The sequence below is a fragment of the Streptomyces sp. NPDC054765 genome (genome assembly GCF_053612065.1).
Genome location: NZ_JBSHBP010000010.1, coordinates 146,912 through 161,177 on the forward strand (window position 1 = coordinate 146,912; position 14,266 = coordinate 161,177).

At 70.0% G+C, this 14,266-nt stretch carries 11 protein-coding genes; 6 read left to right on the forward strand and 5 right to left on the reverse strand.

What is annotated here, in order from left to right; translation table 11 throughout:
- Positions 1 to 52 precede the first annotated feature (52 nt).
- Positions 53 to 1,009, forward strand: coding sequence for an aldo/keto reductase (locus ACWGJY_RS09825; protein ID WP_453260242.1), 957 nt, complete (start codon positions 53 to 55; stop codon positions 1,007 to 1,009).
- A 72-nt stretch (positions 1,010 to 1,081) separates the two neighbouring features.
- Here the strand turns inward: ACWGJY_RS09825 and ACWGJY_RS09830 are convergent, their stop codons facing one another.
- Complete coding sequence (locus tag ACWGJY_RS09830) at positions 1,082 to 1,384, reverse strand: hypothetical protein (protein ID WP_453260243.1); 303 nt, start codon at positions 1,382 to 1,384, stop codon at positions 1,082 to 1,084.
- Positions 1,385 to 1,553: 169 nt separating this feature from the next.
- On the opposite strand from ACWGJY_RS09830, the gene ACWGJY_RS09835 reads away from it, so the two are divergent.
- From ACWGJY_RS09835 to ACWGJY_RS09850, 4 genes are all read left to right on the forward strand, one after another.
- A complete protein-coding gene (locus tag ACWGJY_RS09835; protein WP_453260244.1) occupies positions 1,554 to 2,804 on the forward strand; it encodes a helix-turn-helix domain-containing protein in 1,251 nt (416 codons plus the stop codon).
- 445 nt (positions 2,805 to 3,249) lie between these two features.
- Positions 3,250 to 3,576, forward strand: a complete 327-nt coding sequence (locus tag ACWGJY_RS09840) for a hypothetical protein (protein ID WP_453260245.1) — start codon at positions 3,250 to 3,252, stop codon at positions 3,574 to 3,576.
- A 148-nt stretch (positions 3,577 to 3,724) separates the two neighbouring features.
- Positions 3,725 to 4,660, forward strand: a complete 936-nt coding sequence (locus ACWGJY_RS09845) for a YDG/SRA domain-containing protein (RefSeq protein ID WP_453260246.1) — start codon at positions 3,725 to 3,727, stop codon at positions 4,658 to 4,660.
- Positions 4,661 to 4,851: 191 nt separating this feature from the next.
- Positions 4,852 to 5,952: an MrcB family domain-containing protein gene (locus ACWGJY_RS09850; RefSeq protein WP_453260247.1), complete on the forward strand. Its 1,101-nt coding sequence runs from the start codon at positions 4,852 to 4,854 to the stop codon at positions 5,950 to 5,952.
- A gap of 72 nt (positions 5,953 to 6,024) precedes the next feature.
- On the opposite strand, the gene ACWGJY_RS09855 is transcribed toward ACWGJY_RS09850, so the two are convergent.
- From ACWGJY_RS09855 to ACWGJY_RS09870, 4 genes are all read right to left on the reverse strand, one after another.
- A complete protein-coding gene (locus tag ACWGJY_RS09855; protein ID WP_453260248.1) occupies positions 6,025 to 7,290 on the reverse strand; it encodes a PrsW family intramembrane metalloprotease in 1,266 nt (421 codons plus the stop codon).
- A gap of 28 nt (positions 7,291 to 7,318) precedes the next feature.
- A complete protein-coding gene (gene trmB / locus ACWGJY_RS09860) occupies positions 7,319 to 8,158 on the reverse strand; it encodes a tRNA (guanosine(46)-N7)-methyltransferase TrmB (RefSeq protein WP_453260249.1) in 840 nt (279 codons plus the stop codon).
- A gap of 112 nt (positions 8,159 to 8,270) precedes the next feature.
- Positions 8,271 to 9,491, reverse strand: a complete 1,221-nt coding sequence (gene lhgO / locus ACWGJY_RS09865; RefSeq protein WP_453260250.1) for an L-2-hydroxyglutarate oxidase — start codon at positions 9,489 to 9,491, stop codon at positions 8,271 to 8,273.
- 164 nt (positions 9,492 to 9,655) lie between these two features.
- Complete coding sequence (locus ACWGJY_RS09870; protein ID WP_327225871.1) at positions 9,656 to 11,104, reverse strand: MFS transporter; 1,449 nt, start codon at positions 11,102 to 11,104, stop codon at positions 9,656 to 9,658.
- A gap of 823 nt (positions 11,105 to 11,927) precedes the next feature.
- On the opposite strand from ACWGJY_RS09870, the gene ACWGJY_RS09875 reads away from it, so the two are divergent.
- A complete protein-coding gene (locus tag ACWGJY_RS09875; RefSeq protein WP_453260251.1) occupies positions 11,928 to 14,027 on the forward strand; it encodes an asparagine synthase-related protein in 2,100 nt (699 codons plus the stop codon).
- Positions 14,028 to 14,266 lie beyond the last annotated feature (239 nt).

Genomic DNA, 14,266 nt, shown 5'->3' on the forward strand with positions numbered 1-14,266 from the left:
GGGGGTGTAAGCGGAAGGAATACTTCCGCTCCCCCCGACGCTGTAGTAACGCATGGCCACGACACAAAACCCCCGAAACAGTCGTTCCCTCGGTTCGCTCTCCGTCTCCCCGCTGTCCCTCGGTGGCAATGTCTTCGGCTGGACGGCCGACGAGGCTCAATCGTTCGCCGTGCTGGACGCTTACGTGGCGGGCGGTGGCAACTTCATCGACACCGCCGACGCCTACTCGGCGTGGGTCCCCGGCAACAAGGGCGGCGAATCCGAAACCGTCCTCGGCAACTGGCTGTCCTCCCGCGGTAATCGCTCCGATGTCGTCATCGCCACCAAGGTCGGCTCCCACCCCAACTACAAGGGCCTGTCCGCCGCCACCATCAAGTCCGCGGTCGATGCATCCCTCACTCGTCTGCGCACCGACTACATCGACCTCTACTACACCCACTACGACGACGAATCGGTCGAGGTCGGGGAGTTCCTCACCGCCCTCGACGACCTCGTCCGGGCCGGCAAGGTCCGCGAGATCGCCGCGTCCAACATCTCGGCGGAACGCCTGGAAGAGTCCCTGGCCTTCTCCGCCCGCGAGGGCCTGGCCCGCTATGTCGCCCTCCAGCCCCACTACAACCTGGTCTCCCGCGACACCTACGAGGGCGAACTCGCCGATGTGGCCGCCCGCCACGGCCTTGCCGCGGTCCCGTACTTCGCCCTCGCCGCCGGCTTCCTGACCGGTAAGTACCGCCCGGGAGCCACCGTTGACAGCGCCCGCTCCGGACGCGCGCTCAAGTACGTGGACACCGACCGCGGTCAGCGCGTCCTCCGGGCCCTCGACACCGTCGCCGCCGCCCACGGGGCCGAGATGGCCACCGTCGCCCTCGCCTGGCTCGCCGCCCGGCCCACCGTCGCGGCCCCCATCGCCAGCGCCCGCACGGTGTCCCAGCTGCCGGCGCTGCTTGCGGTGGCTGACCTGACGCTCAGCGACGCCGAATTGACCCTCCTCACGGAGGCGTCGGCCTGATCCACCGCACCGCCCGGGTACGCCTACGGGCCGGGGCAACCAGCGCCCGGCCCGTAGTTGCGCCGCGCCGCCTCACGCCCGGCGGTCCACCGCCACCCACGAAGCGAGCGCCACCCCACCCGCCACCGCGAACACCGAAGGCCAGGCCCCGATCTTCTTGGCCAACGGATGCGACCCGGCAAACGCAGCCACGTACGCCCCACTGAGCGCCACCGCCGTCGCGTTCCCCGCCTTCTGCCGCCACCCCTTGGCCGCCACGGCCCCGGCGGCGGCCAGCGCCACACCACCGAGCGGCCGCTTCTTGGTCCAGCGGGCGGTGGCGTAGCCGCCGACGAGCCCACCTGCGGCCACCACTGCCGTAGGAACCCCAGCCATCACGCACACCCTTCTACAAACAACGACACTTCTCATCTTTCGACCCTACGTCGCACCATCGGCGTCAGATTCGTGTGTCACAGCATCGTGGACTCGGCAAGCACAGTAACGAGTTGAGCCTGAACACGTACTCTGGCAGTGACGTTGCGTGTACAGAGAGGGGTCGAACGTGTCACCTGGCGCTACTCCGGAACTGTCTAACGAGCCGATTGCGTTCGGTCAGCGGATGCAGGTTCTCCGTCTTCGTCGCGGCATGAGCCGGACGGTTCTAGCCGGCCTGCTGGACAAGTCCCCCAGCTGGGTAAAACAAGTTGAGGGGGGACGGCTCCAGATGCCCAAACTCCCCGTGGTCCTGCGGATTGCTGAGGCTCTCCGCGTGCCGAGTCTTTCTGATCTTGTTGGCGATCAAGCAACGGCAATCTCGCTCTTCGCTGGTCCCGGCCATGCCCGCCTCCCACAGGTGCGGGACGCCATCAATGAGTATCCGCTGACGACTTTGCGCCAGGCCCCTTCCGCCGCGCATCTGAAGAACCGCATTGCCCATGCGTGGCAGGCGCGACACTCTGCCCCTCATCACCGTGACGTGATCGGCGAACTGCTCCCTCATCTCATTCGCGATGCTCAAGCCTTCTTGGCTCAAGCGGAGTCGGGAACGGAACGGAGGGCTGCACAGTCTGTGGTGTCCGAGGTCTATAGCCTCAGCCAGTTCTTCCTTGCGTACCAATCTGACTCGTCGCTGTTGTGGCGGGTAGCGGAGCGCGGGTTGGTATCCGCTCAAGAATCCGAAGATCCACACACCATTGGTGTTGCGGCGTGGCTTGCCGCACAGGCGCATCGCGACAGTGGCCCCGCGCACTACGATGCCGCCGACGCCGTAAACCTTGCGACTCTCCGTTACCTGGAACGCTTCCTCTCAGAGGCGGACGATGACGTACTAGCCATCGCTGGGGCGCTGAACTTCGAGGCCGGATATACCGCTGCCCGGCGAGGAGACGCCGGAACTGCTTGGCGCTACTGGGACGCCGCACGGTCCATGTCAGAGCGACTTCCCGCGAACTATTTTCACCCCGTGACCTCGTTTTCTAGAGCGATCATGGGTGCACACGCAGTGACCGTAGCCGTGGAGCTGCACGCAGGTGGTGAAAGTGTCAGACAAGCCGCCGCTGCGGACGTGACGCGCATTCCGTCTCGCCCGCGGAGTGCTCGCCACCGCATTGAAGAGGCGCGTGGGTACCACCTCGACGGCCAGGCTGAGACTGCTCTGGCAGTTCTGGACAAGGCCTACCAGGCCGCACCCGAAACCATCCGCTACAACGGATATGCGCGGCGGATCGTTTTGGAAGAGACCGAGTCGAGGAGTCCGGCGCAGCGCCGACGTGCGAGTGAACTCGCAGTGAAGATCGGTGCGTTGCTCGCATGAGTAAGGGGGCACAAACTGTGCCCCTGATGTTCTCCGCGTGGCCCTACGGTCAGATTGGACTGACTGACGAGGACCCCCGCGACCGCTCTACACGGCCCGGGGGCATGGCCAACCTGAGAGAGCAGGTCAACGTGGTGCACGGTGTCGCCCGAATCTTCGAGGCCGTTCTGCAGGCCCTGTTACCTACATCGGGCCGGCATAGGCCAGGAGCCGACCCCACACATATCGCGAGCCGCACAGCTTCGCCCATCACCGAGCCGCGAAGGCACACACCTGACCTTCCGCTGTGCGGAGAGGACACCCTGGTCCGGCCGTACGTGCTCGCACAGGTGCGAGAGGAGGGGCATCGACTCCCACCGCAGTGCCGACGACGGGGCGTCATGCTAGTTGCCCGCGGCTTGGACATCCGCTCCGAAACGATGTGTGGCATGAGGAGGGGGGCCTGATGATTGCCCAGCAGCCTCTGCGCCTGCTTCCCTGGCCGAACGCAGCAGGCCAACCGTGCTACCTGTCCACAGATGGGACGGGCTATTTGTCGCGCCTCGCTGACGAGATGGAGCAGATGCAGCTCGACATGGGAATCGATCTTCTCGACTTTGCGCGCGAACTCCTCGATGACAGCAAGGTTGCTCCTCATGAACTTCGATTCCTTGCATACCGGTTGATGGAGTCGCTCCGTGATGCCCTACGTGTCGCTGAGAGCCGCGGCGACCGGATTCCCGTACGGGGCGACGGTGAGCCAGTGGAGGCAGAGACAGCGAACCGGAGCTGAGTAGTGCGCGTGGCCTGTGTGACTGCTGAGCCTGTGGAGGCCTGAGCGTCTAGCCCATGCCGATAGACAGCCCTCCAGGGGGTGTGGTGCTGACCACACCCCCTGGAGGCATGCGTCGTGGGAGGCGACGGGTTGGCAAGATTCGTCTATGGCGAAGGCGCGGTCATCCAACCCAGTCCGTTTTGGCCCTCCTCAGGACGTTGAGGAGGGCCAGTGGTTCGCGGGACATGCGGAGTTGCACGCAGCCGGTGTGCATCGTGCGTATGGACAGGGCATCTCTGGCACCGCTCGCGGGGGTGTCGATTCCATCGTTCTCTCTGGTGGATATATCGACGACGAGTACGGTGAGCGGGAGATCATTTACACGGGTGAGGGTGGTCGTGACAGGGAGTCTGGCCGCCTCTACGCAGATCAGACCTTGGCGGCACCCGGTAACGCTGGCCTGTTGCTCAACGAAGGACTTGGTCACCCGGTCCGTGTGGTGCGCGGCTTGAAAATCCGGGGAAATACGCGGCGCCGTGCGACCGGGGGATACGAGTACTGCGGGCTCTTTCGTGTCGCGGAACACTGGACGACGGTCGGGAAGGAAGGTTTCCGCATCTGTCAGTTCAGACTGCTCAAGTTGGAGCCGGGCGAGACCGCGAGTCCGCATCCCGTCTCTCCGGGTGGGAGTGAAGACACCACCATGGAAGAGCAGTTGCGTCGCATCGTCGCTTATGAGCGGCTGATTCGTGACACTAAAGTTGTCCGGAAAGTGAAAGAGATCTACGACAACACGTGTCAGATCTGCAACTGCCGACTGGTGGTGTCACCTGGCGGCGAGGCGTATAGCGAAGCGGCTCATATCCATGCGCTGGGGAAACCCCACGGCGGTCCGGATGAGTTGTGGAATGTTCTATGCCTCTGTGCGAACTGTCATGCACTCTTTGATCGAGGAGCGCTTCAGCTCAGCGATAATTTCGATGTGTTTGATGGGCTGACGCAGCGATTCGTAGGGGCCCTGAATATGGCCAAGGAGCACCAGATCAAAGTGGCCTGTGTGCGTCAGCATCGAGCGCGCTGGGCTGGCCGCTTCGCTGAGTGAGATGCGCGCCGAGTCACAGGGGTAAGTACCGGTAGAGAGGGCGAGCGCGCACGCGTACCCGGTAGTCGACGCTTGTCCTGATGTGTCAGGTATGTGCTGTGTGCGAAGTGGATCCGGGTCGGGGCGTATCGATCGGGACATTCAATATAATAGATGTTCGAAGTTGATCGATCTCAAGTACCTTTTCGATCATGGGTATACGCGACCTCCTCCTCGATGTGGCCACCAAGTTCGATACCACCCTCACCACCACCAGTGGGAATCCTGGCCAGGGGGTGCTCAAGGCCGCTGGTGAGCGACTGGTAGATGCTCTGCCGTACGGGATGAAGGCGACAGGGCGCGGTGGACAAGGGGGAGCTGCTGCAACGCCATGGATCCGTATCTTCGATCCGTCCGCCGGAGGGTCAGGTACCGACGGTCTCTACCTCGCTTACATCTTCTCGGCGGACCTCTCGTCGGTGACGCTCACGCTGCAGCAAGGTGTCACGTCGGTTCGTCAACAGTTGGGTACGCAAGGGAAGAAGCTCCGCACTCACTTGGAGTTCAGGGCGCAGGCCCTCCTGGCCGAGCTTCCGCATGATCTTGTCGAGGCCTGGGGGGATCGCCCGCAGCTGAAGCACCACGAGTGGCGGCCTCGTGCTTACGAGGCAAGCAGCGTGGCGGCCCGCTGTTATGACGTCGGTGCCCTTCCCAGTGAAGGCGACCTCTGCGCCGACCTCGGCAACATGGCCATGATCTTGAAGGCTGCGCTTGCCGCAGAGTCGCAGATCCGGGTCGTCAATGCTGCTGATGGACCGGCTGCCGAGTACATCGCCCAGGCGCACGACAGCTACCACGGGTTGGAAGGATTTCAGCCCAAGACGGGAGACGACTATGTCGTCCAGATCGCTGCCCGCGAGCAGAAGCGGAAGCAAGTACATGAAGGACTGATTCGGCGCTTCGGCCCGTACATTCACGACCGTGGCTTCACTCCCATCACCAAGCAGGTGCACCCGCGCGATCTCGTATTGCGGGCCCGTGACACAGAGTGGCTGGTGGAAGCCAAGGCAGTGAAGAAAGGAAACTCCACCCAGGCCGTTCGCGAGGCAGTTGGACAGCTGCTGGAGTACCGCTACTTCTGTTATGGGCACAAGGGGGCGGCGAAGCCCCATCTCCTCGGTCTCTTCTCCGAGAGCATCGGCGTCTATGCCGACTACCTGGAGGACCATGGAATCGGTGCGATCTGGCGTACCGCCGATGGGTGGGCGGGATCTGCTTCAGCGGTCGAGTGGGGGATGGCCGATGCTCTCTAGCTTGTTGGCCTCAGAGGTCAGGCCCGTACAGCCCTGAGCAGTCATGGCTCGTGCGTGCCGTTCTCGGCAGTCTTACGGCTGCCCCCTGGCCACCCAAGCATCCACCAACGCCGCCCGTCCCCACTCCTGGTAATGCCGCAAATGCTCCAGCAAATGCTGTTCCCGGTGTACGAAGTCGGGGGTGGGGCCCAGGAGGCATGCCCGTCGTCGGTGGAAGGAGAGGGCGGTGGCGATGGTGGCGTATTCGGTGACGGCTCGGGCGGCGGCGGGGCCCTGGGTGTCGTGGGCGATGTCGCGGGCCAGGGCGCGGGTTTTGAGGGAGGAGAGGGCGGCGGGTTCGGTGGGGGTGAGCCAGCCGGCGGTGATGTAGGGGGCGAGGTAGCCGCGCAGGGAGAGCAGTTCTTGGTTGCGGGCCCAGATGGCCAGCCAGGTGAGGGCGAGGAGGACGGGGACCATGAAGAGGCCGTAGACGATGAGGAAGCCGGGGTCGCCGAGGGAGGACGCGCCGTTCCAGATGGCGTGCAGGAGGACCGAGGTGAGCAGGCCCAGGAGGGCGAGTGCGATGCGGGCGGCGCGGCGGCGGGGGTAGCGGGTGGCGGCGATGCCGAATGCGAGGCCGGTGAGGATCGTGAAGAGCGGGTGGGCGAAGGGGGAGACGATGATGCGGAGGAAGAAGGTGCCCGCGGTGAGCGAGTCCAGGCCGGAGTGGCCCATGGACTGGTCCTCACCGAAGGCGGCGCCCAGGTAGAGGACGTTCTCGGTGAAGGCGAACCCGGTGGCGGTGATGCCGGCGATGACGATGCCGTCCGTGATGCCGTCGAAGTCGCTCCGTCGGAAGCGGTAGAGGAGGAGTACGGCGGCGGCCTTGACCACCTCCTCGACGACGGGGGCGATCACCGTGGCGCCCCAGGCCTCGGCCTCGGAGGGCGACGCCGAGGCGATGTTGGCGGCCAGCCAGTCGGTCGCGAAGCCGTTGGCGAGGAGCGCGACCAGGGCCGCGGCACAGGCGCCCCAGGCGAAGGCGAATACGAGGTTGCGCCAGGGCTCGGGCGCGATGCGGTCGAGCCAGCAGAACGCCGCGACGAGGAGCGGTACCGGGAAGACGGCCAGGCCGAGGCCGACCAGGAAGCCCTCGGTGCCGGTCTCCTGGCGGACCAGGCCGATGATGATCACGCCGGAGAGTGCCAGCAGCGAGATCAGGGCGACGGCGCGGAGGGTTCTGCTGCGCCAGGGGGCCGTCCGGCGGTGGCGCGCGGCCGTGTGCTCGTGCGCAGGGGGTGTGTACGGGGAAGCGGCGGGCGCGGACGGCGGGTGCGGGGGCGGCTGGGACGGGTACACCCGTCGACCCTAACGAGCGGCGCTCGCCTTATGTGTCGCGGCGGCGGAAGAGCAGGTCATGGACGACATGCCCCTTGTCCAGGCCCTGGCCCTCGAACTTGGTGAGGGGGCGGAAGTCCGGGCGCGGCGCATAGCCAGGGTGGAGGTTCTCCAGCGCCGGCTCGGCGGAGAGGACCTCCAGCATCTGCTCGGCGTATGGTTCCCAGTCGGTCGCGCAGTGCACGAGGGCGCCGGGCGCGAGCCGGGTGGCCGCCAGGGCGATGAACTCCGGCTGGACGAGGCGGCGCTTGTGGTGGCGCTTCTTCGGCCAGGGGTCGGGGAAGTAGATGCGCAGGCCGGCGAGGGAGGCGGGGGCCAGCATCTCGCGCAGCAGGATGATCGCGTCACCGTTGGCCACCCGGATGTTGGACAGGCCGTTCCGCTCCGCGAGACCGAGCAGATTGCCCTGCCCGGGGGTGTGGACGTCGCAGCCGAGGATGCCGGTGGCCGGGTCGGCGGCGGCCATCTGTGCCGTGGCCTCGCCCATGCCGAAGCCGATCTCCAGGACGACCGGCAGCCCGTCGAAGAACGCATCGAGATCGATACGGGAGAGCCCGTCGATGTCCCGTCCCCAGGTGGGCCACAGGCGGCGCAGCGCATCGGCCTGGGTCGGCGAGACACGGCTGCGGCGCGGCTGGAAGGAGCGGATCCGACGCTCGTGATGCGAACCCGCGGGGTCGGCCGCGGGGCCGGTCCCGTCGGGGAACATGGGCTCGCCGCGGCGCGGGGCCGGGGTGGCAGGCCGGGCGGCCGTCGCGGCGACGGCTCCCGGAGCGTCTGGTTCCGCGGCGGCGGTGGCGGTGGCGGGGGTGGTGGGGTTCTCGGACACAGTGCGTCGATTCTACGGGGCGCAGGTTCGGGGGGCGGGGGTCCCGGGGCTCACCCGGGGCCTTCGCGGCACCGGCCGGGGCGGCCGGTGCGGAACCCTTCGAGACCTTTTGTCATGCCCGGCCCTGCCCCACGAGGCGCAGCACCCGTCGCGCCACCTCCCGCCCGATGGGCAGCGAAGCCGTGGCGGCGGGGGACGGGGCATTGAGGACGTGGATCATGCCGGGGGATTCGGCGAAGAGGAAATCGTCGACGAGGGTGCCGTCGGGGAGGACGGCCTGGGCGCGGACGCCGGCCGGCGACGGGAGCAGGTCCTCCTCGCGGGCGGCCGGGAGCAGGCGGCGGACCGCATCGGCGAAGGCGTGCCGGGACAGCGAGCGGTGCAGTTCGCCGGCGCCGTAGCGCCAGTGGCGGCGGGCTATCCGCCAGGAGCCGGGGTAGGTGAGGGTGCCGGCCAGCTCGGCGGGGCGGACGGTGCGCCAGTCGTAGCCCTCGCGGGCCAGGGCGGGGACGGCGTTCGGGCCGATGTGGACGGCGCCGTCGATGCCGCGGGTCAGATGCACGCCGAGGAAGGGGAAGGCCGGATCGGGGACCGGATAGACCAGGCCGCGGACGAGGGCGGCGCGCTCCGGGGCGAGGGTGAAGTACTCGCCGCGGAACGGGACGATCCGCATGCCCGGGGCGTCGCCGGCCAGCCGGGCGATCCGGTCGCACTGCAGACCGGCGCAGTTGACCAGGGCGCGGGCGCGGTGGACCGTGCCGTCGGCCGTACGGACCGCCACCCGGCCGGGGCGGCGGCCGATGGCGGTCACCTCGGAGCCGTACGCGATCCGGGCGCCGGCGTCCTCGGCGAGCCGGGCGAAGCGGCGGGCGACGGCGCCGAAGTCGCAGACGCCGGTCGTGCCGACATGGATGGCGGCCAGGCCGCGCACCTCGGGTTCGTACTCGGCTATCTGGGCGGGGCCCAGCTCGCGCACCGGCAGGCCGTGTTCCCGGCCGCGCTGGATCAGGCCGTGCAGCCGCGGCAGCTCGCTGCGGTCCGTGGCGACGATCAGCTTGCCGGTGACCTCGTGCGGGATGTCGTGCTCGGTGCAGAACTTCACCATTTCCGCCGAGCCCTGGAGGGCGAAGCGGGCCTTGAGCGAGCCGGGTGGGTAATAGATACCGCTGTGGATCACGCCGCTGTTGCGCCCGGTCTGATGGCGGGCCGGACCGGACTCCTTCTCCAGGACCACGACACGCGTGCCGGGCGCGGCACGCGTGAGCGCGTAGGCCGTAGAGAGTCCGACGATGCCGGCACCGATCACCAGCACATCGCAGTCGTACGCCGCCACTGCACCTCCCCAACCGCATGACCGCAGGCTCGCCCGTCGCCGCGGACCTGCGCATCATCGCCGACGACGTATCCCATCATGACGGCCGGCACTGACAATGCCGATCGGACAGCCCCGAGACGCCGACGCGGCGGTGTGCCGGCCGCCCCCGTACAGCCCGATCCCTAAGCCGGCGCCGCCAGCAGCGGCCTCGCCCGCTCCCGTAGCTCGACCACCCGGGGCTCGTCGCCGTACGGCTCCAGGCGGTGCAGCAGATCACGGACGTACTCGGTGGTGCGGGCGGAGGAGATCCGGCCGGCCACCTCGACCGCGCGGGTGCCCGCCGCGCAGGCCGCGTCCAGATTGCCGGACTCCAGTTCGGCGACCGCGGACACGACCAGGCGCAGACCGTGCGAGCGGACGAACTCCTCGGTGGGGCGGGACAGCGCCTGCTCGGTGAAGCGGCGGACCTGGCGCGGCAGCCGCAGATCGCGGTAACACTCGGCGGCGTCGGCCGCGAAGCGTTCGTACGAGTAGAAGTCCAGCCACGACGGGTCGGGATCGCCGCCGCGGGAGCGCTCCAGCCAGCCCTCGGAGGCCTTCAGCGCCACCTCGCAGGCGCGCGCCTCGCCGGCCTTGGCCTGTGCCCGCGCCTCCACCAGGCGGAAGAAGCTCATGGTGCGGGCGGTGGCGAGGCCGCGGTTGCGTTCCAGGGCGGCCTGGGCGAGGTCGACGCCCTCGTCGGCGAATCCGCGGTAGGTCGCCTGGAGGGACATCGAGGCGAGGACGTATCCGCCCAGGGGGACGTCGGCGGCCGCGCGGGCCAGCCGCAGCGCCTGGATGTAGTACCGCTGCGCGGCCTCCTGCTGGCCGGTGTCGAAGGCCATCCACCCCGCGAGCCGGGTGAGTTCGGAGGTCGCCCCGAAGAGCGCCCGTCCCACCTCGTCGCTGTACGAGGCGAGAAGCAACGGCGCCGCGTCCACCCGCAGGCACTCCGGGACCATGGAGGAACGCCAGTCCCCGCCGCCGTACTTGGAGTCCCAGCGGCGCGCGTCCTCGGCCGCCTCGCGCAGCTTGCTGACGTCGCTGTGGCCGACGTGCTGCGGAATCCCGCCGTCGCCGGCCGCCGCGGCGTCCTTGTCGCGCGCCTCGGCCGCCTCCCGGGCCACCGAACTGTCCGCCGGGGATATCAGCCAGCGCGAGGCGGGGGTGGCGTACGCGCTGACGGCGAAGGATCCGGCCAGGCTCTGCCAGATGCCGCCGCCGCCCGCCCGCCGTCCGGCCAGATCGAGACGGTACAGCTCGGTCGCGGAGCGCACCGCGGCGCCCACATCGCGGGGAAATGCCAGGCCCACCTCGGGTGCCGGGTCCGCGTCGGCCAGCCCGATCTCGTGCAGCGGGACCGGCCGGCCGAGTTTGCTGCCGATCGCGGACGCGATCAGATGGGGCGCGGCGCCCTGGGGCACCATGCCCTTGGAGACCCAGCGCGCCACCGACGTCTTGTCATAGCGAAGCGTCAGTCCGCGCTGCGCACCGAGGTCGTTGACCCGGCGTGCCAGTCCGGCATTGCTGATACCCGCGAGGGCGAGAACGGTGCCGAGCTTTTCGTTCGGCCCGCGTATATCCCTGGACATGCGCACCCCTCGACACAGCGACGGCCGCCCCGGTGCCCCGGGGCATGCGTCCACCCAGAGTAGTTCGCCGGATCCCGACCGTTAAGAGTCGGTATCCCGGATGGCGAGATTCGTGTTCAAACAGGGGTGCGGGAATTGGCATGTGCTCCGGGTACGTGTGCCCGTGCGCCCGTCCGTGCGCGCTGGCCGCCCGATATCGGGAGCGCTTCCATGTCTTCTGCGTGGGTCGGCCCGCTGCACTGGATCCAGTGGGCTGGGGGATACCGTCACCCCATTCCCCGCGGGTGACGGTCCGGTCCGGGGGGCGCAGCCCGTCTCCCGGACCGTCGCGCGGACCGGTCGCCGGCCGGTCGCGGCACCGGCCGACGCAGTGCCCGAATGCGTCAACCGGACTGTGCGGAACGTACTTTGGCTGAAAATCGACGGGTGATGATTTCACGCCGTCGCACGCTCGGGGGTCGCCCCGGGGGCCACACGGGGGGCCTCCCGGGGCCGGGGCTGCCGGGTGCCGGTGCCGGCACCGGGGCCGGCGCGAGGGCGTACCGCGGGCGGGCCCGCAGGCCGCCCCGACGGTGCTCCGCGCCTCGCCTGCTCCGCCGTTCACGACCCGCCCGGCGCGGCCCGGGACGCCCCCGAGGACCCGCCTGCGGCCCCTCGGTGGCCGCACGCGCCGCGAACCGCCCGTATACGGGCCCGCTCCGGCGCCTCTCCCGCGCCCCTGTCATGGCAGCATGGTCGCCACAACAGCCCGGTGACAGCCGGGCAACTCGCTGTACGGGGCGGCCGTTGGCCCCGGCGCACGGGGAATCGGGTGGAGGCGGCGATGCGCTGGTTGGTGGGGTGGAGCAGTGCCACCACGGGGCCGGCAGTCACGGGGCCGGCGGCCGGCGAGGAGAGCCGCGCGGTCCTCCCCGTGGGAGCCCAACTCCTGTGGGGCGACCCGGATCCCCTCTGGGCGGTCGGCGACTGGCGGCCGGACGAGGTCCGCGTCATACAGGCCGACCCCGAGACCCGGCTCGCGGTCTTCGGTGTCTGCGGCGCCACCAACGACCAACTACGGGTGGGCCTGTTCGCGGCCCGCGGGGGCGCACTGCGCCATCTCACCGCGTGGCCCGGCAGCTACACCGCCGTCGTCCAGGTAGGGCGACGGCTCACCGTCACCGGCGACCTGGCCGGCGCCCGCCCGGTCTTCCACACCCCCTGGGCCGGCGGCACCGCCTACGCCACCGCTGCCCTCCCGCTCGCCGACCTCGTCGAGGCCGGCCTCGACATCGGCCATCTGGCCGCGCTGCTGGCCTGCCCGGACGTCCCCGAGGCGCTCGGCGCCGGCACGCCGTACGAAGGGGTCCGCCGGATCCCGCCGGGACACGCCCTGGTGCTGCGCGGCGGCGCCAGCGACATCACCTCCTTCGAACCGACCGCCTCGCTCGCCGTCGCCGCGCCCCCACTCGCCCCTGAACAAGCCGTGGACGGCGTCCGCGACGCCCTGGTCGAAGCCGTCCGCGCCCGGCTGGCCGGCCCCCGGCACGCCCCCGCCCCGGACGGACCCGACGGCCTCGATCCCGGTCCGGTGCCCGGTATGGGGCCCGCGGAGCGGCGCGCGGCGCGCGGGGGACCGGCCCCCGGCATCGGCGCCGACCTCTCCGGAGGCAGCGCCTCCGGAACCCTCGCCCTCCTGGCCGCGGGTCTCCCCGGCCGGCCCGGAAGGCTGGGCGGTCACGGCGAACGCCTCCTGGCCGTCACCTTCAACGACCGTGCCACCAACGGCGGACAGGCCAACCGCGACGCCGAGTTGGAGCGCGCCCGCACCCTTGCCGACAACCCGCGGCTGCACCATGTCGTCGTCGCGGCCGGCGAAGAGGCCCTCCCGTACACGGACCTCGGCAGCGGCCCGCTCACGGACGAGCCGGGCCCCTCCCTCACCACCGCGGGCCGCCACCGCCGCCGGCTGCTGGCCGGCAGCGCGGACCACTTCGTCGGGCACGGCGCCCGCCAGGTCCTCGACGCCCACCCGGCCCGCCTCGCCGACCTCCTCATGGACCGGCGGGGACGCCATCTGTTGCGTCCGGTCACCGCGCTGGCCAAGGCGGACGGCGCCTCGGCACAGTCCGTCCTCGTCCCCTTCACCGTCTACCGTGCGGCCCGCAGGCTCGCCCGTACGCCGTACTCGGCGGGCATCGCCGATACGGCGCGGCGCCTCCTGGAGCGGCAGTTCGCCGACGAGCCGGTGGCCGGCGGGGCCGTGGACGCCTCGCTGGCCGCGCTCGCCTGGTGCCGGCCGGGGCCCGCGGCGCGCTGGCTCACGGGGGAGGCGCTGGCTGAAGTATCGGTTCGGCTCGGCGACTCGCTGCACCGCTCGCCCGCCGTGGGCCGCCCCGGGGAGCGGCGGGCCCGTGCCGCGCTGGCCCGCCAGGCCGCTGACCACCGCGTCTTCGAGCAGGCCGCCGAGGTCCGCGACCAGCGGCTGCACGCCCCGTTCCTCGACAACCAGGTGGTGCTCGCCTGCCGCGCCCTGCCGGACACCCTGCGGGTGCAGCCGGGCGCGCGGGCCGCCGTGCTGCGCTCCGTACTGGCCGGGGCCGGCGTACGGGATCTGCCGCCCGGCTGGGGTGCGACCTCGCACCTGAGCCATGCGGCAGCGGTACGGGCCGGGCTGCGCGGTGCCGTCGACGACCTGGTGCGGCTCTTCGACACACCGCTGCTGGCCGATGCGGGGCTGGTGGAGGCACGGGTGGTCCGCAAGGCACTGCGGTCGGCCGCGGAGGGGGCGGTGCTGCCGTTGGACGGACTGGCCGAGCTGGTCTCCACGGAGCTATGGCTGCGGCGGTTGGTGGCGCGGCGGGGGACGTGCTGGACGGGGGCGGGGGCGCCGCGCCAGAAGGCGGTCGCGGGGGGAGTGGTTCCCCGGGCGCGGCTGACTTGAGTCCGGTGCCGGTGCCGGTGCCGGTGCCGGTGCCGGGTGGCTGTGCCGGGTGTGTGCCGGTCCCGTGCTGGGTGTGCGTCCGTGTGGGGTGTCCGGGGCCGGCCGTGCGGGGCGCGGCCCCCGTCGGTGAGCGGCGGGTGTGGGCCTGCGGGGCGGCCGGCCGGTGACGGTGGAGACGTTGATCGACGAGGTGTGGGCGGTGGATGCGCCGCCGCAGGACGCGGTGGGTGCGTTGCAGG

What these genes read in the sequence shown, in the direction of transcription:
- ACWGJY_RS09845 (WP_453260246.1), top strand. Translation starts at nt 3,725, where the DNA reads ATGGCGAAGGCGCGGTCATCCAACCCAGTCCGTTTTGGCCCTCCTCAG.
- ACWGJY_RS09825 (WP_453260242.1), top strand. Translation starts at nt 53, where the DNA reads ATGGCCACGACACAAAACCCCCGAAACAGTCGTTCCCTCGGTTCGCTC.
- ACWGJY_RS09870 (WP_327225871.1), bottom strand. Translation starts at nt 11,104, where the DNA reads ATGTCCAGGGATATACGCGGGCCGAACGAAAAGCTCGGCACCGTTCTC.
- ACWGJY_RS09875 (WP_453260251.1), top strand. Translation starts at nt 11,928, where the DNA reads ATGCGCTGGTTGGTGGGGTGGAGCAGTGCCACCACGGGGCCGGCAGTC.
- ACWGJY_RS09850 (WP_453260247.1), top strand. Translation starts at nt 4,852, where the DNA reads ATGGGTATACGCGACCTCCTCCTCGATGTGGCCACCAAGTTCGATACC.
- ACWGJY_RS09840 (WP_453260245.1), top strand. Translation starts at nt 3,250, where the DNA reads ATGATTGCCCAGCAGCCTCTGCGCCTGCTTCCCTGGCCGAACGCAGCA.
- ACWGJY_RS09830 (WP_453260243.1), bottom strand. Translation starts at nt 1,384, where the DNA reads ATGGCTGGGGTTCCTACGGCAGTGGTGGCCGCAGGTGGGCTCGTCGGC.